We start from the raw sequence: 18,464 nt of genomic DNA on the forward strand, positions 1-18,464 counted from the left end.
TTCAAAAGTTGAAGCTGAAAATGCCTGCAGACGCCGTCGCCTCTGCGCCAGGCCCCGTGAGCGCGTCGCCGCACAATGCGCAGGCGCCGCATCCATCGCGGGGCCCTATCTCCCGCTGTCAAAGGACACCACCGCATGCACTTCATCGTTCTCGGCGCAGGCGCCATTGGTTGTTATGTGGGTGGGCGCCTGGCAGCGCACGGCCTGACGGTGTGCCTGGTGGGCCGCCCGCATGCGCTGGAGCCCATCGCGCAGCAGGGCCTGAAGGTGTCCGACCTGGACGGCTTTGACCGCACCGTGCCCGTGTCCGCGCTGCAACTGGCGTACACACTGGCAGACGCCGCGCCCAGTGCCGACAGCATCATCCTGCTGTGCGTCAAAAGCGGCGTCACCGAATCCGCCGCACGCGAGCTGGCTACGGCTTGTGCGCCCGGCACCCCGGTGATCTCGCTGCAGAACGGCGTGGACAACGTGGCCCGCGTCGCGGCGCTGGCGCCCGGCCTGAACGTGCTGGCCGGCATGGTGCCCTACAACGTGGTGCTGCGTGGCGCCCAGGTGCACCGCGCCACCGCGGGCCACTTGCAGCTGCAGCGTGATGCCGTCACCGAACGCATCGCGCCAGTCTTCAACGCCGCAGGCCTGGCCACGTTGCTGCCCGCCGACATCCGTGCGGTGCAGTGGGGCAAGTTGCTGCTCAACCTGAACAACCCGGTCAATGCGCTGTCTGATCTGCCCCTGCGGCAAGAGCTGCTCGACCGCGACTGCCGCCGTGTCTTCGCCGCCCTGCAGACCGAGGCGCTGAGCGTGATGGCCCGCGCGGGCATCACACCCGCCCAGGTCGCCGCCGTGTCGCCCACGCTGCTGCCCCATGTGCTGCGGCTGCCCAACTGGCTGTTCACGCGGCTGGCCAAACGCATGCTGCAGATCGACGCCACGGCCCGCTCGTCGATGTGGGACGACCTGGAGGCCGGGCGCGTGACCGAGATCGATGCGCTCAGCGGCGCGGTGGTGCGGCTGGCGGTGCAGCATGGGGCACAGGCACCGCTCAACGCCCGCATGTGCGAGCTGCTGGGCGGACCGCGCCAGCGCCTCACGGGCGTGCAGATGTGCAAGATGCTGGGGCTGTGACGATCATGCGTCTGGCAATGTGCGGTCCAGCGGCACATGCAGCCCGGCCTTGAGGCAGCCCAGCGCCACCGAGGTCCTGAACCGCCGCACGTTGTCATCCCCCTCGAACAGGCGCCGCGTCAGCGCTTCGTAGTCCTCCATCGACGCCACGGTCACCACCAGCAGGTAGTCGGCCTCGCCCGTCACGCTGTAGCACTGCTGCACAGCGTCTTCGGCGGCAATGCGCGCGCGCAGCGGGGCGGTGCGGTCGGGGCGCTCGTTTTCCAGGTGCACCTCCAGCACGATGGTCAGCGGTTTGCCCACCTTCACCGGGTCCAGCACGGCGACGTTGGCGCGGATCACGCCGCTGTCCTTCAGCCGCTGGATGCGACGCTGCACAGCGGGTGCCGACAGGTTGACCGCCTGGGCAATTACGCGCTGGGGCGTGGTGTTGTCGGTCTGCAGGATGTCGAGGATGGCGAGGTCAAAGCGGTCGAGTGCGGCGGGGGCGGTCATTCATGGCTCCGGTGTGCGGGCGGCGGCGAGTGAAAGTTGCGTGGAAGGCCTTCAAACAGAGCCAAAAACACGCACAGGTCGAACTATATTTTTACGCATGAGCGCTTCTCTCTTTCAACGTTTTTTCCCCTTCCTCGCCGTCCTGGGCTCCGTCACCGCGTTGGGCATTGGCACTTCCTGGGCCAAGCACTGGCTGTTTCCCGTGGTGGGCGCGCAGGGCACCACCGCGGTGCGGGTCGGCTTTTCGGCCTTGTTGGTGCTGCTGCTGTGGCGGCCCTGGCGCTGGCATTTGTCGCGGGCCGATGCGCGCGCGGTCGTGCTGTATGGCGCGGCCCTCGGCGCCATGAACCTCATGTTCTACATGTCGCTGCGCACGCTGCCGTTTGGCCTGGCGGTGGCCATCGAGTTCTCGGGGCCGCTGGCGGTGGCCATCTGGTCGTCACGGCGCGCCGTGGATTTTGTGTGGGTGGCCCTGGCCATGGCCGGGTTGGGCATGCTGCTGCCGCTGGGGCTCAATGGCAGCACGCTGGACCCGGTGGGGGTTTTGTACGCGCTGGGCGCAGCGGTGTTCTGGGCGCTGTACATCGTGTTTGGCAAACGTGCTGGGCATCTGCACGCGGGGCATTCGGTGTCGCTGGGCTTGCTGGTGGCGGCGCTGGTGGTGGTGCCGGTGGGTGTGGCGCATGCGGGCGCTGCGCTGCTGTCGCCCACGGTGCTGCTCATCGGCGTGGCGGTGGCGGCGGTCTCCAGCGCGATCCCGATCTCGCTCGAAATGATGGCCTTGAAGCGCCTGCCCAAGGAGGCCTTCGGAATCATGATCAGCATGGAGCCTGCGGTGGCCGCCGTGCTGGCCCTGGTGCTGCTGGGCGAGCACCTGAGCGCCATCCAGTGGCTGGCCATTGGCTGCATCGTGGCGGCGTCGATGGGCAGTGCCATGACCGCCGGCCGGCCCCAGGGCACCGACCGCGCGGCGCCGCAGCCAGCCTGAAGGCGCCCGGTGCCATCGCGCCCGCCTGGGCAGATCAAGACCCGCCAAGGATGGCCTTCGCGCTGACACCCCGGCGTGGGCAAAGGATGACACGCGCAGCGCATGCTCCACGGCCAGAATGGGTCTATCTCACAGGAGCCGCCCATGATGCGCATTTCGCCGTTGCCACAATCCGAGGTCGATGAGGCTGAACGCAAAGTCAGCGCCATCCTGGCAGACCTGGAAGAAGCGACCCATTCAGAGGTCAAGGACATCGATCTGGAAGATGTGGTGGAAACCGACACCGCCAGCGGCCAGCCTGCCGTGCACCAGAGCGTGGACATCACCATACAGCCGCGCGCACAGCGCAAGTGGCTCACCAAATAGCGCAAGCAACCCGGCGCCCCTGGCCGGGCTGTCAGCCAGTCAGCCAGCGTTGGGTTGGCGGCCTTGGCGCAACTGCAACACCCGTGCAATGAGGTTGGCATAGCCTTCCTCAGCCTGCGCCAGCAGGGGCAAACCCGTCTCGCGCACAGCGCGGTCTACAGCACCGGCCCAGGCGGGTGTATTGGGCTCTGCCTGGGCGCAGGCCATGGCACCCAGCACCAGCTCCTGCCCCCAGAAGTACACCTGCGTGGCGAGCACGTTGGCCTGCATGCGCTGCACCTCGGCCAGGGTTTGTGGCTCGGCCAGGTTCAGCCAGATGTCGGCATACAAAAAATCCACGGGCGCGCCTTGAGGTTGCCACTGCAGCGCGTCGGCCTGCACCAGCTCTACCTTGCGCGCTGCGGACTCCGGGAGCCCCTCCAGCACGAGGCAACGGCGAAACAGCTCCAGCACGTCTCCATCCCGCTCCACCACGGTCACGCGCTCCACCGAGGGCTGCAGTGCCATGTTCGCCGCGACCCAGCCCATGCCCAGGCCCATCACCACCGTGTGGCCCCGCGCGTGGTGGCAGGCCAGTTCCTGGCTTTCGATCTCCATCGGCGACAGCGACATCCAGGTTTCCCACCCGCCCGCAGCGCCTTGCCGCATCAGCACCGTCGATCCCGATGTGACACACGGGCCGCTGTGGTACCCACGGTCCAGCCCCACGCCGGTGCGCTTCATCTGCCACGGCCCCACCGCCCCGTCGGGGTACTGCGGCATGTGCCAGTGCGGGGCAAAGACGGGCAGCCCCAGCGCCTGCGCCAGTGCGCCGGCGGATGGCTGGGGGGCAAAAGGGACGGTGGAGGGGGAAGGGGATGCCGACATAGGCTTGATCTTAGGCGGGTAAGTGGCGTATTGACTTGGGAAGCTGTGTGTCTGCGTCTGCGTGGGCACCGGGCATTGTCCGACAGCCTCACGGTCTGCAGGCTGGCGTCCAAGGAGGGGAGCGGGCCCTAAAAGAGATGGAGATGAAACCCTGTTTGTTTCGTCGGCCACCTTCTCAGGAGACGCACATGCATCCATCCACTATTTCCAGTCCGGGCTCCCTGCCTGTTGATGAGGACCTGGCCGAACAAGCCCGCCCCGGCTACGGCATTCCGTCGCAAGACCCGCGGCCAGGGGCACAAACCGCCCTGGAGCCTGAAGAGGCCGATCGCGAGGCCCATTCCGTGCTGGTGGGCGGCGGCATGATGGCGGGCGCGGCTGCTGGCGCGGCGGTGGGCGTTGCGGTCGCCGGCCCGGTGGGCGTGGTCGTTGGGGGCACCTTGGGCGGTATTGCCGGGGCGCTGGGCGGCGCGGCTGCTGGTACGGCGGTCAAGACCGAAGATGCTGGAGAGGCAGCTAAGGCGACTTCCGGCAGCGGCGTGCGCAAAGACGGTTCAAGAAGCTGAGGGGCGGCGGGCTTTCGCGTGGCTGCAGGCCCTACCGCACGCACTGGAAATGCCGGTCACTGAACTGCTTCTTTTTTGATAGCTGCTAGCGCTTATCCATTAAGCGCTAGGGGCCATTTGGCTATAAATTTGGTCCCCTCGACAGGAATCGAACCTGTATCTAGCGCTTAGGAGGCACTCGTTCTATCCATTGAACTACGAGGAGGCGAGACAGCCGCGCATTGTAGTGGCGTGCGGGGGCCTTCCCAGAGGCAGGGCCTCAGTCGTACTTCACGGTGTAAATGATGTCCACCGCACTCTTCTCGCCGGTCTGCCCGCGCAGCGTGAGGCGGCGGGAGAGGTCGTAGAAGATGTACAGCGTGCCCAGCGTGCCCGATAGGCTGCGCTCGTAGGTCACATACAAATCCTTGGACAGTCGCTTGCCGAAGGTGAGGGCGGCGGCGCTGGCGTCTTCACCCGCGGTGGCGCTGCGAAAGCCGATCTCGTCCAGGCCGATGCGGCTGGCGATGTTGGCGCTGGTGTTGCCGCCGCCCTTGCGGCCCAGCAGGGCCAGGGCGGCTTGCTGCATCACGGCGGCTTCGGCGCCGCCGACGGAGGCGTTGCGGCCCAGCACCACCCACGAGAGCTTTTCGGCATCGGGCAGCTCGGGGTCGGAATAGAGCTTGACGCGTGGCGCCTGGGCGCTGCCGGTGACCTGCACGCCCGCGCGCACGCTGATGTTGGGGCGCAGGGCCAGGATGTCGAGCGAGGGGTTGTTGTAGGGGCCGTTGAAGCGGATCAGGCCCGTCTCCACGTCCAGCATCTGGCCCCAGGCGCGGTAGCGGCCTTCGTCGGTGCGGACCTCGCCGGTCACGCGGGGCGGGGCGCTGGGCACGGCGCTGCTGCGGATGTCCACCTCGCCTGTCAGCCGCGTGGTGATGCCGTGGCCATGCAGCGCAAAGTCGCGCCCCAGGTTGAGGGTGATGGCAATGTCGGGCGGCTTGGCGGTTTCGGCCTGTGCTGCCACCTGGTTGGCCTTGGCGGCGGCCTGGGCCTTGGCCTGGTCTTCGCGGTCCTTGGCGGCAGAGCGCACGACCACGTCCGAGCCCAGGCTGGGCGCGGTTTCGTCGGGCAGGATGATGGTGGCGCGGTCGGTGGTGAGCTTGCCGCGCAGGCTGATCTGGCCTTGCTGAAGCTGCGCCTGCAGCTGGCCCGACACGCTGATCTGCCGGTCGGCGCGCACCAGCACTTGCAGGGCCTTGGCCTCGGCCTGCAGTGACATGGTGATGCCTGACAGGCCCTTGGTAGCTGTAGCGCTGTCGCCCCAGTTCACGCGGCCGGTGGCGGTGAGCGTGCCGCCGTCCTGCGGGGCGGCCGTGCGGTTGCCGCTGAAACCTGCAATGCGCGCGCCGCTGCCGCGCCCGCCCTGCAGGCGGAACTCGGTGATGCTGAGCTGGTTGCCTTGCAGCGTGGCACGCAGGCGGCCGCCCTGCAGGTCCACGCCATCGACCACGGAGCGCACGGCCATGTCGTCGGCGCCCAGCGTGCCGGCCCAGCGTGGCGCATTGCGGGTGCCTGACAACGTGGCGCTGGCGTCCAGCGTACCGCGCACACGCCAGCCGGGCGGGGCCAGGGCCGACCACACGCCCACGTCGGGCAGGCGCGCGCGCAGGGTGCCGGCCAGTGGCGCATCCGGAGCCCAGGTGAAGGGTGAGGACATGGCGGGCGAAGAATTGACGGACGAGGAGGGGCTGGCGCCCGCAGCGGCGGGGGCGCCGGGCGCTCCGGGTGTGAGGCGGGTGCTGACGTTGGCCTGCACCTCGCCGGCCCGGTCGCTCGCCCAGGCCAGTTGGGCGCGCAGGGCCTCGCCTTCGATCTCGACGGTGATTTCGGCCTGGCGCACACCGGCGGCGGTGCCTGCCCCTGCACCGGATGCAGCACCTGATGCCGCACCTAGGGCCGATGGGTTGGCCGAGGCCTCGGTGGTGATCACCGCCGTGGCGCCCGCGCCCGTGCCCTGGCCGCTGCTTTGCACGGCGGTGATGGCGGTGGCGTCGCCCGCCAGGATGCGCAGGTCGCCACTGGCCCGGCGCAGGCTGGCGCTGGCGCGCAGGGGGCCTTGGGTGTTGTCCACGTTCCATTGCCCGTCCAGCACGATGCTGGTGGCCAGCCCCATGCGGGCAAGCAGCGGCTGGGCAGGACGGCCAGCGGCGGCCGGGGTGTTACCCAGGCCCAGGGCATCGACCCAGGCCATGGGCAGGCCCTGCAGGGTGCCCTGGGTTTGCAGTTGCACCGGGTTCGCGCCAGTGGCCACGCGCAGGGGTTGCCACCGCAGCGTTGCGGTGCCGGGCAGGGGGCCGGTCAGGCGGGCCTGGCCTGCCGAGGCCTGCACGGTGTAGCCCGCTGCTGACGACGCGCCGGGGCCGGGGGCGGCGCGCGCGGTGAGGGACAAGGGATCGGCCAGTTGCAGCGTCCAGGGGCCGGGGCGTGCAGCGTCTTGCGCCACCAGCCGCAGTTCGCTGATCTGCACCTGCGCCCCTTGCGTGGATGTGGTCAGCCCGCCCGTGGCGCGGGTTTGCAGGGCCAGCCGCTGCATCTGCTGGGGCTGGGAGGCGTTCAGGCGGGCTTCGCCGTCCAGTGCCAGCGTGGCCTGCGCCAGGGTGCCGGAGAGTTCGGTCTTCACGGCGCGCAGTTGCACGGCGGTGGCGCCGCCGCCTGCGCCTTTGCCGGGGGGCAGTGACAGGTCCAGTTGCGGGGTGGAGAGGGCGGCTTGCAGCTCGAAGGTGGCCTTGTCCGAGGGCGGTGTGCCGCCCGCGCGGCTGGCGTTGGCATGGGCGTTTGTAGCGGTGGCGGCTTGCAGTTGCCGGGCCAGTGTTTGCCAGCCACCTTTCCACCGGGCGGTCAGCTGCGCTGCGCCCTTGGCGGTGGCGCCCTGCAGGGCTTCTTGCAGGCGGGTGCCCACCAGCGGCAGGGTTGCCAGCCAGCGCTGGGTCTGGTCCACGTCGGTCCATTGCACTTGCAGGTCGCCTGCGCCCGCTTGGGGTGCCATGCTGCCCTGTGCGCGCGCTGTGGCGCCAGGCGCGGTCAGCGTGATCTGGCCCTGGCCCGACAAATCGCCGGGTGCCACGCGCAGCTGGATGGCTTCGACGCGGGCTTGCAAAGCGTCCAGCAGCAGACGATCCAGCTGCAAGGTGCCGCCGGTCTGGGTGGGCGAAGCAGGCTGCCAGCTGCCTTGTGCGGTGAGCATGTTGATGCGCAGCAGTACGGGGCGGTTGGGAGCGGTTTTGACAGGCGCAGAAGCGGCGGGGCCGGTGGCCCGGATGTCTGCTGTAAAACGCACCACATCGCCCTGCATCTGCGCACCCACGCGGCCCGCCAGCGGGGCGGCCGCCCACGCGGTGTGCAGGGCGTCTGGGCGCAGGTTGCGCAGTTCGGCCTGGCCCTCCAGCGCGCCGGTGGCGGGGTTGTAGCTGCCTTGCAGGGTGACTGCGCCGGTGCCTGCATTCACAGTCGCGCCGGGCACCGCCCAGCGTGTGCCGTCGTAGTTCGCGTCGGCTTGCAGGGCGGTGATGGGCAGGCGGGCCTGGTCCCAGGGGCCTGCCAGTTCGTTGCGCAGCTGTGCCTGCAGGGCCCAACCGTTGCCCGCTGGGGCGGCCCCCCCGGTGGGCCCCGCGTGCACGGTGCCATGCAGCCGGGTGACCGGGGCCTGGGGCCACAGGGCCGCCAGGTTGACGGCACGCAACGTGGCCTGGGCCGACTGCAGGGGCTGCGCGGACCACGGGGCCAGCGTGGCCTGCACGTCGGCCTGCATGGGTTCTGCGGCGGGGGGCGTCGGTGGTGGTGCTGCAGATTTGGTGGAGGGGGATTTGGCAGGGGGCGAGGGCGTTGGCGGGGGCTCCGCCTGGGCCGTGGTGGGGCTGATGCGCGCCTGCAGTTGCAGTTGCGCCGCCGCGGTGGCCAGCGTGCCTTGCAGCGTGGCGTGTGCGCCCACCCGCATGGCGGTGGTGCCACCGGGCACGGCGGCGCGCACCGTGCCGTCCACGGTGGCGTTCAGCGCCATGGGGGCCTGGGCCTGCAGCGTCAGCCGCGCGGTGTATTGGCCTTGGGCCAGCTCCAGGCTGCCGATGTTCAGGCGGTGCTCCTGCCCGTCAAAGCGGTAGTCGCCGGCCAGGCCCCGGGCTTCCACGGCCGGGGCGCCTGCCCATTGCAGCTGGTCCACGCGGAACGGCACACCGATGTGCAAGGGCAGCACCAGCTGGGTCAGGGGCGTGGGCGGTTCTGCGCCGGCCGGGCTGGCCAGCGGCGTGATCTGCACGCGCGCGGCATGCACTTCGCCCAGCTCCAGGCGGCGTTGCAGCAAGGGGGCCAGCTGCCAGCCCAGGCGGATGTCGGTCACCTCGACGGACAGACCGGGGCTGCGCCAGCGCAGCCAGCCAATGCGCCCGCCGCTGCGCAGCGACCCAGTGACCTCGCGGCTCTCCAGTTGCTGGTTGGCGGGCAGGTACTGCGCCGCGCGCGCCAGCGCCAGGGCCAGCGATGTGTTGCTGCCAGCCCACCACCACACGGCAGCGGCTGCGGCAATCAGCAGCGCAATCACTGCCACCAACAGCCAGCCCAGTGCACGCAGCACACGGCGGCCACGGCGCGGCGAAGGGCCCGGGCCACCCTGGTGGCTGGGCGACGCCCCTGCGCTGAAGTCAGAGGAGCGGGCGCGGGGTGTCGGGGAGTGGGGGGGCATGGGTTGACCGTCCATCAGAAGCTGAACCCGAGCCGCAGGTGGAGCCGCACCTCCTTGGTTTTCACGCCATAGGCCAGGTCGGCCTGCAGGGGGCCCACAGGGCTGCGCCAGCGCACGCCAGCCCCCACGCCAACGCGCGGGTCCATGTCGCCCAGGCGGTCGGCCACGGCGCCAGCATCCACGAACAGCGTGCTCTCCCAGTCGGTCATGGCGCCCTGGTAGACGATGGGGCGCTGCCATTCGACGCTGCCCACGGCCAGGTAGCGGCCGCCGTAGAGCTGGCCCTTGTCGGTGCGGGCGCCGATGCTGCGGTAGCCGTAGCCACGCACGGTGGTGTCACCCCCGGTCAGGAAAAGCTGGGTGACCGGGATCTGCGCGCCATCGCGCGCCAGCACGGCCCCGCCCTCTGCGCGCAAGGCCACGCGGGCGCTGCGGCCCACACCGGCGGCGTCCTGCACACGGCCTGCGGGGATGAACGACTGCCAGCGCACCAGGGTGCGAACAAACGGGTCGCGCTCAGGCCGCAGCGTGGTGCCCAGCCCCAGTTCCACGGCGATGCCGTGGCCGCGCGTGGGGGCGGTGGGGCTGTTGAAGTAGCGACCTGTCCAGCCGTAGTTCACGCTGAGGGCTGTGCTGGTATCAGAGGGCGACTGCACGTTGGCATCCAGGCCCTGGCTGTTGGCGTAGTCGTACTGCAGGAAGTAGTTGCGATCGATGTTCTTCGTGCTTTTGCTGCGGCCTGCGCGCAGGCGGCCGCTGTTGACGTCGTAGTCGCCCGTGGATTCGCGCTGCAGTTGCCCGCCTGCAAACCAGCGCCAGCCCCGGTTGTCGGGCAGGTCGGTCCATTCGGTGCTGGCCAGTTTGGTTTCGCGGTCCAGCGACAGCTTGCTCACGGCGCGCCAGCCGATCACGGGCAACTGGTTATGGATGTGCTCCAGCGACAGGCGCGCGCCGCTGTCGGTCGAGAACCCTGGCCCGAACACCAGCTTTTGCACCTTGGCCTCGCGCACCTGGGCCACCACAGGCGCGGTCTGCGGGTCGGTGCCCTCGGTGTCGAGCGTGAGGAACACCGCGTCGTAGTAGCCACTGCTGGCCAGCCGCAGTTGGGCGTCGAGCAGTTCGGCCTCGTCGTAGACCGCGCCCGTGGGCAGGCGCGCCAGGCGCCGGGCGCCGTCGGGGTCGTAGCGCTCGCTGCCCTCCACCCTGAGTGGCCCGAAGCGATAGGGCGGGCCGGGCTCGTAGGTCACGCTGAGTTTGGCCTCGTGCTTGTCGGCGTCGATCTCGGCCCGGCTGGTAGCGATGCGGGCGGTGGGGTGGCGGCGCGCTTGCAGCTGGCGCAGGCCGTCGTTCTTGGCGGAGTCCCACGCGGACTGGGTGAACGGCTGGCCCGGCTGCAAGGACCAGTTGCGCTGCACACGTTGCTGCTGGCGGATGCTGGCGCTCTGGGAGTCGGTTTCTTCTGGCGATTGCGCCGTGTTGATACCGCCCGTGTTGCCAGTGAAGTCGACGTCCGCGCTGGCAATGCGGGTCTGCGGGCCGGGCTGCACCGTGACCACCACTGTGCGCGGGCCGGCCTTGCTGTCGGGCGTTTCGGTCAGCTCCACCGTGATGGTGGGCGCGAAGTAGCCCATCGTGCCCAGCAGTTCGCGGGCATTGGCGTCGGCCGCGCCCAGCAGGCGCTGCAGCTCGTTGGCGTGCAGGTCGGGCAGGTGGCGAAAGCGCTGCAGCTCCAGGTGGCGCTCCAGTGTCTCGCGCACGCTGGCGGGGGCATTCACCTGCACGGCGAAGGAGGGCGTGCCGGATTCGGCAATGGCTGGGGTGGCGGCGGCCGATGCGGCGCTATCTCCGTCCTGCCCGCGCGGCAGCAAGCTGCAGCCCTGCAGGCACAGCGCGCTGAAAAGCAGCAACGCCGGCCATGGGGCCGGCGTTGAGGAAGAGGATGTAGAGCGCAGGACGCGAAAAGGCACGGCAGGAAAACGGTGGTTTTAGAAAGTGGGGGCGGGCTGCAAAACCAGCCCACCACCACTATGCACCGAAAATCAGGCCCGCCGTGTCAGACAGTTCCGCGCGATGGGCTACCAAGCGCTGGTGCCCCATCCCGCCTACTTCGACAGCAGCCGCATGGTTTCTTCCAGCCCCTTGAGCGACAGCGGGTACATGCGGTTGCCCACCAGCTGCTGGATGATGCTGATGCTCTGGCGGTACTGCCACACGCCTTGGGGCTCGGGGTTGATCCACGCAAACTTGGGGAAGGCATGCGTGAGGCGCTGGATCCACTCGGCGCCCGGCTCTTCGTTGTTGTATTCCACGCTGCCGCCGGGCTGCAGGATCTCATACGGGCTCATGGTCGCGTCGCCCACGAAGATCAGCTTGTAGTCCTTGTTGTACTTGCGGATGATGTCCCAGGTCGGAAACTTCTCGGCAAAGCGGCGGCGGTTGTTCTTCCACATGAAGTCGTACACGCAGTTGTGGAAGTAATAGAACTCCAGGTGCTTGAACTCCGTCTTCACGGCGCTGAACAGTTCTTCCACGCGCTGGATGTGTTCGTCCATGGTGCCGCCCACGTCCATCAGCAGCAGCACCTTCACGTTGTTGTGCCGCTCGGGCACCATCTTGATGTCCAGGTAGCCCGCGTTGGCCGCCGTGCTGCGGATGGTGTCGGGCAGGTCCAGCTCCAGCTCGTGCCCTTCGCGTGCGAACTTGCGCAGGCGGCGCAGCGCCACCTTGATGTTGCGTGTGCCCAGCTCCTGCTGGTCGTCGTAGTCCTTGTAGGCGCGCTGTTCCCACACCTTCACGGCGCTCTTGTTCTTGCCGGCGCCGCCGATGCGCACACCCTGCGGGTTGTAGCCACCGTGGCCGAACGGGCTGGTGCCGCCCGTGCCGATCCACTTGCTGCCGCCCTCGTGGCGTTCCTTTTGTTCTTCGAGGCGCTTCTTGAGCGTCTCCATCAGTTCGTCCCAGCCCATCTTCTCGATGGCGGCCTTCTGCTCGGGCGTGAGCTCGTTCTCCAGGATCTTGCGCAGCCAGTCGGCGGGAATCTCCTTGGTGAAGTCGGCCACCATTTCCACGCCCTTGAAGTAGGCGCCGAAGGCCCGGTCGAACTTGTCGTAGTGCTTCTCGTCCTTGACCAGCGTAAGGCGCGAGAGGTTGTAGAAGTCGTCCAGGCTCCACGCGTCATCCGACTTGGGGCCTACCACACCCGCCTGCAGGGCTTCGAGCAGGGTGAGGTATTCCTTCACGGACACGGGCAACTTGGCCGTGCGCAGGGTGTAGAAGAAGTCGATGAGCATGTTTTTGGCCTCCAGCGCTTATTCAGTAAGCGCGTGACGCTCTAAAAGATATAGCAGTTGTGCCTTGGCCTCCGGCCATTCGCCCGAGCGCATGCTGTACATCACTGTGTCGCGGATGGTGCCGTCGCGGCGCAGCGCGTGGCCGCGGATCACTCCGTCCTTCCGGGCGCCCAGGCGCTCAATGGCCTTCTGCGATGCAAAGTTGTAGTTGTCGGTGCGCCAGCCCACCACGTGGCAGCCCAGCGTATCGAAGGCGTGGCCCATCATCATCAGCTTGCAGGTGGTGTTCACATGGGTGCGCTGCACGCTTGTGCAGTACCAGGTGTAGCCAATCTCCACGCGTTTCACGGCGGGCAGAATGTCGTGGTAGCTTGTGGAGCCCAGTACCTTGCCAGTGGCGTCCTCGACCACGGCGAAGGCGAAGCGGTTGCCGTCTTCGCGCATCTTGAGGGCTGTCTCGATGTACGCACGGGTGTCCTGGGGTTCGGGCACCGAGGTGATGCGCAGTTTCCACAGTTCGCCGTCGGCCGCAGCGGCCGCCAAGCCGTGTTCATGGGACAGCGCCAGGGGCTCCAGGCGGATGCCCCGGTCGCGCAGGGTGACTGGTTCTACAAAGGCCATGGGTCTTTTCTCTTCGTCAATCCTTGGAGGGTTTGCTGTGCCGACTGGCCTGCCAGCGCCGCGCAGCGTGCAGGCCCAGGCCACCGCCGATGCCCACCATGGCGATACCGATCAGGCTGCCGGTGCCGTAGCCAGGCGCGAAGACGTCGAACCCGAGCAACGTGCCCAGCCAGAAGCCCAGCAGCGCACCACCCACAAAGCCCACGGCATCCGCAAAGCCGTTGACCAGCAGTTGGCGGGTATCGTTGTTGCCGTCGCTCACTCAGCGGTTCCTCTGGTTCATGAACACCAGTTTTTCAAACAGGCTCACGTCTTGCTCGTTCTTGAGCAGTGCGCCCACCAGCGGCGGCACGGCCACCTTGTTGTCGGCGCTTTGCAGTGCGGTCAGCGGAATGTCCTCGGCCACCAGCAGCTTGAGCCAGTCGAGCAGCTCGCTGGTCGATGGCTTCTTCTTCAGGCCGGGCAGGTTGCGCACGTCATAAAACGTCTTCATCGCCACGCCCAGCAACTCACTCTTGAGCGTGGGGAAGTGCACGTTGACGATCTGGCGCATCGTGTCGGCTTCGGGGAACTTGATGAAGTGAAAGAAGCAGCGGCGCAGGAACGCGTCGGGCAGCTCTTTTTCGTTGTTCGACGTGATGAACACCAGCGGGCGGTGCTTGGCCTTGATGAGTTCGCGCGTTTCGTAGCAGTAGAACTCCATGCGGTCGATTTCTCGCAGCAGGTCGTTCGGGAATTCGATGTCGGCCTTGTCGATCTCGTCGATCAGCAGGGCGACGGGGCGGTCGGCCGTGAAGGCCTGCCACAACACACCCTGGATGATGTAGTTGCGGATGTCCTTCACGCGCCCGGCGCTGTCGCCGTCATTGAGCTGGCTGTCCCGCAAGCGACTCACGGCGTCATATTCATACAGGCCCTGCTGCGCCTTGGTGGTGGACTTGATGTGCCACTGCAGCAGTGGCATGTCGAGCGCCTGCGCCACTTCCTCGGCCAGCATGGTCTTGCCGGTGCCGGGTTCTCCCTTGATGAGCAGCGGGCGTTGCAGGGTGATGGCCGCGTTCACGGCAAGCATCAGGTCTTGGGTGGCGACGTAGTTCTGGGAACCTTGGAATTTCATGAGGGAAATCACCGGATCGTTGATGAATGGGGCTTGACAGGCGCTGGCTATAATCGGCGGTTGATCAGAGCCCAGAGCTGAACTTCCACGAGATTGTGCGCGCAAAATGAACAAAACGCTGACCACGCTATTTGCCCTGGCTGTCGCTTCCGTGACCGCCTTGTCCCATGCCCAGGAAGCCAAAGGCGACGTGGAAGCCGGCAAACAAAAGATTGCCATGTGCATTGGCTGCCACGGCATTGTTGGCTACCAGGCCAGCTTTCCTGAGATCCACAAGGTGCCCATGATCTCGGGCCAGAGCGCCAAGTACATCTCCGCTGCGCTCGTGGCCTACCAGAAGGGTGAGCGCAAGCACCCCACGATGCGTGGCATCGCCGACTCGCTTTCTGAAAAAGACATCGCCGATGTGTCGGCCTACTACGAACAGCATGGCAAGACCGGTGCCGAACTGCCCGCCAAGCCATCGCGTGAACCCAGTGTGCAGGTGGCAGAGCTGCTCAAGAAGGGCGCCTGCGTGTCTTGCCACGGCGACAACTTTGCCAAGCCCATTGATCCTTCGTACCCCAAGATCGCCGGCCAGCACGCCGACTATCTCTTCGTGGCCCTCAAGGCCTACAAGGTCGAGAAGAACGCCAACGTGGGCCGTGGCAACGCCATCATGGGCGGCGTGGCCAAGCAGTTCACCAATGCCGAGCTGAAAGCGCTGTCGGGCTACATCAGCGGCCTTGACGGCGATCTGCACGTGGTGCCGCAATCGCGCTTCCGTTGATCGCTCATCTTTGTAGAGTCCGCAAGGACTCCAAGTAAAAGCCCGCGCAAGCGGGCTTTTTACTTTGGGTGCGCGCCAGCTGTTGGGGCGGCATCAATCCCGTGTGGCGCGCCGCTGCACGCAGGCGATGTAGGCGTCGCCATCGGGCGGGCGGCCTGCGCGCTGGCTCTCCCATAGCATTTCGCCCAGGCAGTCCATGGCCGCATGGTGGGCGTCGTGCAGCGAATCGAGCCGCGCCGTCAGCAATTCCACCGCCTGGCGGATGCCGCGGGGCTGGTCAATGCTGCACTGTTCGCTGATCGACAGGTGCATGGACAGGTGCAGGAACGGGTTGGTCTGGCCCGGCGTCTCGTCGTAGTTGCGGGCCACGGCAGCGTCGGCGTCGGACAGGTCGGCGTGGTATTCGGGGTGCTCGGCAATCCACAGGCTGGCCAGCGTTTCGATGGCTTCCATGGGGGCGCCGCTCTGGGTTTTGGCATGCACACCGCACAGAAAGCGGCGCACGTCGGCTTGGGAGGGGCTGAACATGGGGCGTGAGGGTAGCACGCGGGTGAAGGGCCCAGAGTGCACAGGGTGGTGGGGTGCGGATCGCGACCGCTTGCTACATCTGGCCGGGGCGGCGTCCTACGTTGGCGCCATGCGGATGCCCCTACATTGGCCTTGCGCAAAGACATGGAGCCGGGTCCGCTTTGCCACAGTCATCAAAACCCGGCCTTGGGAGAACTGTCATGAATGCAATGCGAATCGTGGGTGTGCTGTTGTTGGTGCTGGGCTTGGCCGGGTTTTTGACCGGTGGCTTCAGTTTTACCAAGGACACGACCCAAGCCAAACTGGGCCCGTTGGAGCTGACGGTGAAGGAAAAAGAGTCCGTGAACATCCCGCAGTGGATGAGCCTGGGGGCCATGGTGCTTGGCGGCGTGGTTCTGGTGCTGGGGTTTCGCAAAAATTGATGGAACGCGCCTGCCTTCTGCCCGATGGCAGGCGCCTCGTCCGCCATCTGGAGCAACCATCGTGGCAAGTGGATGGTGTTGCCGCTCCGGTTCTTGCTCTATTCAAGTCGGCGCTCAGGCCCTCAAACACGCAAAACGCGAGGCGGAGCGTGAACACTGGCCGGTCGTGGCGGTGGGTGACCACTGGCTCCTGCCGGTAGCGGTCTTTCCCACACAACTCAACCTCTTGGCGCGCCCATCATCCGTGAGATGGTTTTGGCCGCGCGCAGCAGCGCAGGCAACAAGCTCTCCTGCATCACCGCCGCACTCGTGCGGTTGGCCTGCCCGCTGATGTTGAGCGCCGCCACCGTCTGCCCCGTGCGGTTGGTCAGCGGCGCGGCAATCGATATCAAACCCTCTTCCAGCTCCTGATTCACCAGGCACCAACCCTGCTGCCGCGCCAGGCGGATGTGGGCGAGCAGAGTGTCCCTATCCGTGGTGGTGTGCTCGGTAAAACGGTCCATGGGGTGGCCCTGCAGCCGGGCCTGCAACTCGTCATCCGGCAGGCCCGCCAGCAGCATGCGGCCCATCGAGGTCCAGCACGCGGGCAGGCGCGAGCCCACGCCCAGCGTGGTGCGCATGATCTTGTGCGTAGGCACGCGCAGCACGTAGACGATGTCCAACCCGTCGAGCACGGCGGCCGATGACGACTCGCGTACCTCCTCCACCAGGTCTTCCATCACCGGCTCGGCCAGGTTCCAGATCGGCAGCGACGACAAGTAGGCAAAGCCCAGGTCCAGGATGCGCGGGCTCAGGCGAAAGAGCTTGCCGTCCGTCTCTACGTAACCCAGCGTCTGCAGCGTGAGCAGGATGCGGCGCGCGCCCGCGCGGGTCAGGCCGGTCTGCGCGGCCACTTCGCTCAATGTCTGCTGCGGCCGGGCGGCGCTGAACGATCGGATCACCTCCAGCCCGCGCGCGAACGACTGCACATAGCTGTCGCTGGGTTTGGGGTCTTTGGCTTCAGGGGTTTGGAAATTCATACGTATGCCAACTATAATTCTTTATGCGAACATTTGTTCTATAAGCGAACAAATTCTATCTGGAGTCAAGCACATCATGAAAGCGGTTCGATGATCAACAAGCTGGCGGAGTCGGTGGCCCAGGCCCTTTCGGGGGTGAAGGATGGTGCCACGGTGTTGATAGGCGGTTTCGGCACGGCCGGCATTCCCGGTGAGCTGATCGACGGCCTGATCGCCCAGGGCGCGCGCGACCTCACGGTGGTCAACAACAACGCCGGCAATGCCGACCAGGGTCTGGCCGCACTGCTCAAGGCGGGCCAGGTGCGCAAGATCATCTGCAGCTTTCCGCGCCAGGTCGACAGCTATGTGTTCGACGACCTGTACCGCAGCGGCAAGCTCGAACTCGAACTCGTGCCCCAGGGCAATCTGGCCGAGCGCCTGCGCGCTGCGGGCGCGGGCATCGGCGCCTTCTTCTGCCCCACGGCCCACGGCACCGAGCTGGCCGCCGGCAAGGAGACGCGCGAGATCAACGGCAAGCACTACGTGCTGGAGTACCCCATCCACGGCGATGTGGCCCTGATCAAGGCCGAGAAGGGCGACCGCTGGGGCAACCTGACCTACCGCATGTCGGCGCGCAACTTCGGACCCGTGATGGCCACCGCCGCCAAGACCACGATCGCCACCGTGCACGAGGTGGTGGAACTGGGCGCGCTGGACCCGGAAGCCATCGTCACGCCCGGCATCTACGTGACCCATGTGGTGAAGATCGACCGCACCGCCACGCAGGCCGGTGGGTTCAAGAAATCGGCATGAAATCGGCCCCTACCGCACAAGGAAAAGGCGTGAGCAGCTATCAAAAGCGTAGTAAGGAAGAACTGGCGAAACGCGTGGCACAAGACATCCACGACGGCGCCTACGTCAACCTGGGCATCGGCCAGCCCACCCTGGTGGCCAACCACATTCCCGCGGGCCGCGAGGTCATCCTGCAAAGCGAGAACGGCATCCTCGGCATGGGCCCGGCGCCGGCTGCGGGGTTGGAAGACTACGACCTCATCAACGCAGGCAAGCAGCCGGTGACGCTGCTGCCCGGCGGCGCGTATTTCCACCACGCTGACAGCTTCGCGATGATGCGCGGCGGGCACCTCGACATCTGCGTGCTGGGCGCCTTCCAGGTCAGCGCCACGGGCGACCTGGCCAACTGGAGCACCGGCGAGCCCGGTGCGATTCCGGCCGTGGGAGGCGCCATGGACCTGGCCATCGGCGCCAAGCAGACCTGGGTGATGATGGACCTGCTGACCAAGCAGGGCGCCAGCAAGATCGTGACGCAATGCACCTACCCGCTGACCGGTGTCGCCTGCGTGAAGCGCATCTACACCGATCTGTGCACACTGGCCTGCACGCCCACGGGGCTGCAGCTCATCGACACCGTGGCCGGCCTGCAGTTGCCTGAGCTGGAACAACTGGTGGGCCTGCCCATCCGTGCAGCCGCCGTTTGAATGCGTCATTTCGTCATCACCACACCCCACCCGTTCGGGCTGAGTCCGTCGAAGCCAGGGCGCCGTCAGCGCAACCCTTCGACAAGCTCCGGGCGA

The 18,464-nt window shown here is 67.1% G+C and carries 18 protein-coding genes and 1 tRNA gene; 8 read left to right on the forward strand and 11 right to left on the reverse strand.

From position 1 onward, the window contains the following. Window positions 1–135 precede the first annotated feature (135 nt). A complete protein-coding gene (locus ASE52_RS11715) occupies window positions 136–1,128 on the forward strand; it encodes a 2-dehydropantoate 2-reductase (protein ID WP_057226282.1) in 993 nt (330 codons plus the stop codon). A 3-nt stretch (window positions 1,129–1,131) separates the two neighbouring features. Here the strand turns inward: ASE52_RS11715 and ASE52_RS11720 are convergent, their stop codons facing one another. Beyond that, window positions 1,132–1,623, reverse strand: a complete 492-nt coding sequence (locus ASE52_RS11720; RefSeq protein WP_057226284.1) for an Lrp/AsnC family transcriptional regulator — start codon at window positions 1,621–1,623, stop codon at window positions 1,132–1,134. Window positions 1,624–1,720: 97 nt separating this feature from the next. Here ASE52_RS11720 and ASE52_RS11725 point away from each other — a divergent pair, with 97 nt between their 5' ends. Together ASE52_RS11725 and ASE52_RS11730 are read left to right on the forward strand one after the other, a co-directional pair. Beyond that, complete coding sequence (locus ASE52_RS11725) at window positions 1,721–2,611, forward strand: DMT family transporter (protein WP_057226286.1); 891 nt, start codon at window positions 1,721–1,723, stop codon at window positions 2,609–2,611. Window positions 2,612–2,755: 144 nt separating this feature from the next. Beyond that, the gene (locus ASE52_RS11730; protein WP_010459420.1) at window positions 2,756–2,977 is read left to right on the forward strand and encodes a hypothetical protein; all 222 of its coding nucleotides are present in this window, start codon (window positions 2,756–2,758) and stop codon (window positions 2,975–2,977) included. A gap of 39 nt (window positions 2,978–3,016) precedes the next feature. On the opposite strand, the gene ASE52_RS11735 is transcribed toward ASE52_RS11730, so the two are convergent. After that, complete coding sequence (locus ASE52_RS11735; RefSeq protein ID WP_057226288.1) at window positions 3,017–3,844, reverse strand: hypothetical protein; 828 nt, start codon at window positions 3,842–3,844, stop codon at window positions 3,017–3,019. A gap of 188 nt (window positions 3,845–4,032) precedes the next feature. On the opposite strand from ASE52_RS11735, the gene ASE52_RS11740 reads away from it, so the two are divergent. After that, window positions 4,033–4,410, forward strand: a complete 378-nt coding sequence (locus tag ASE52_RS11740; protein WP_057226290.1) for a hypothetical protein — start codon at window positions 4,033–4,035, stop codon at window positions 4,408–4,410. Between the two features lie 130 nt (window positions 4,411–4,540). Here the strand turns inward: ASE52_RS11740 and ASE52_RS11745 are convergent. The 7 genes from ASE52_RS11745 to ASE52_RS11775 form a co-directional block, all read right to left on the reverse strand. Next, window positions 4,541–4,615, reverse strand: a tRNA-Arg gene (locus ASE52_RS11745). 54 nt (window positions 4,616–4,669) lie between these two features. Continuing rightward, window positions 4,670–9,127, reverse strand: a complete 4,458-nt coding sequence (locus ASE52_RS11750; protein WP_057227188.1) for a translocation/assembly module TamB domain-containing protein — start codon at window positions 9,125–9,127, stop codon at window positions 4,670–4,672. 14 nt (window positions 9,128–9,141) lie between these two features. Then, on the reverse strand, window positions 9,142–11,094 hold the full coding sequence (locus tag ASE52_RS11755; RefSeq protein ID WP_198928101.1) for a BamA/TamA family outer membrane protein: 1,953 nt from the start codon (window positions 11,092–11,094) through the stop codon (window positions 9,142–9,144). A 135-nt stretch (window positions 11,095–11,229) separates the two neighbouring features. After that, window positions 11,230–12,417, reverse strand: coding sequence for a VWA domain-containing protein (locus ASE52_RS11760; RefSeq protein ID WP_010459402.1), 1,188 nt, complete (start codon window positions 12,415–12,417; stop codon window positions 11,230–11,232). Window positions 12,418–12,435: 18 nt separating this feature from the next. Next, window positions 12,436–13,038, reverse strand: coding sequence for a GNAT family protein (locus ASE52_RS11765; RefSeq protein ID WP_057226292.1), 603 nt, complete (start codon window positions 13,036–13,038; stop codon window positions 12,436–12,438). A 16-nt stretch (window positions 13,039–13,054) separates the two neighbouring features. Then, complete coding sequence (locus ASE52_RS11770; RefSeq protein WP_057226294.1) at window positions 13,055–13,300, reverse strand: hypothetical protein; 246 nt, start codon at window positions 13,298–13,300, stop codon at window positions 13,055–13,057. Next, window positions 13,301–14,155 carry a MoxR family ATPase gene (locus ASE52_RS11775; RefSeq protein ID WP_010459395.1) on the reverse strand — a complete coding sequence of 285 codons (855 nt, stop codon included), beginning with the start codon at window positions 14,153–14,155 and terminating at the stop codon, window positions 13,301–13,303. It abuts the gene before it with no gap. 106 nt (window positions 14,156–14,261) lie between these two features. Between ASE52_RS11775 and ASE52_RS11780 the strand changes: the two genes are divergently transcribed. Beyond that, window positions 14,262–14,924, forward strand: a complete 663-nt coding sequence (locus ASE52_RS11780; RefSeq protein ID WP_010459393.1) for a c-type cytochrome — start codon at window positions 14,262–14,264, stop codon at window positions 14,922–14,924. 93 nt (window positions 14,925–15,017) lie between these two features. Here the strand turns inward: ASE52_RS11780 and ASE52_RS11785 are convergent, their stop codons facing one another. Then, window positions 15,018–15,452, reverse strand: coding sequence for a DUF1841 family protein (locus ASE52_RS11785; RefSeq protein ID WP_010459392.1), 435 nt, complete (start codon window positions 15,450–15,452; stop codon window positions 15,018–15,020). Window positions 15,453–15,652: 200 nt separating this feature from the next. Here ASE52_RS11785 and ASE52_RS11790 point away from each other — a divergent pair, with 200 nt between their 5' ends. Then, entirely contained in the window at window positions 15,653–15,874 is a 222-nt protein-coding gene (locus tag ASE52_RS11790; RefSeq protein WP_029413244.1) for a hypothetical protein, read from the forward strand. Window positions 15,875–16,092: 218 nt separating this feature from the next. Here the strand turns inward: ASE52_RS11790 and ASE52_RS11795 are convergent, their stop codons facing one another. Beyond that, window positions 16,093–16,893 (reverse strand): IclR family transcriptional regulator C-terminal domain-containing protein, encoded by an 801-nt coding sequence (locus tag ASE52_RS11795; RefSeq protein ID WP_057226296.1) that lies wholly within the window; start codon window positions 16,891–16,893, stop codon window positions 16,093–16,095. Between the two features lie 90 nt (window positions 16,894–16,983). On the opposite strand from ASE52_RS11795, the gene ASE52_RS11800 reads away from it, so the two are divergent. Further along, window positions 16,984–17,685: a 3-oxoacid CoA-transferase subunit A gene (locus tag ASE52_RS11800; protein ID WP_057226298.1), complete on the forward strand. Its 702-nt coding sequence runs from the start codon at window positions 16,984–16,986 to the stop codon at window positions 17,683–17,685. Beyond that, window positions 17,682–18,368, forward strand: a complete 687-nt coding sequence (locus ASE52_RS11805; protein ID WP_057226300.1) for a 3-oxoacid CoA-transferase subunit B — start codon at window positions 17,682–17,684, stop codon at window positions 18,366–18,368. Before ASE52_RS11800 ends, ASE52_RS11805 begins: the two co-directional genes overlap by 4 nt. Window positions 18,369–18,464 lie beyond the last annotated feature (96 nt).

The organism is Acidovorax sp. Root275, assembly GCF_001428965.1.
Taxonomy (GTDB): Bacteria; Pseudomonadota; Gammaproteobacteria; order Burkholderiales; family Burkholderiaceae_C; genus Acidovorax; species Acidovorax radicis.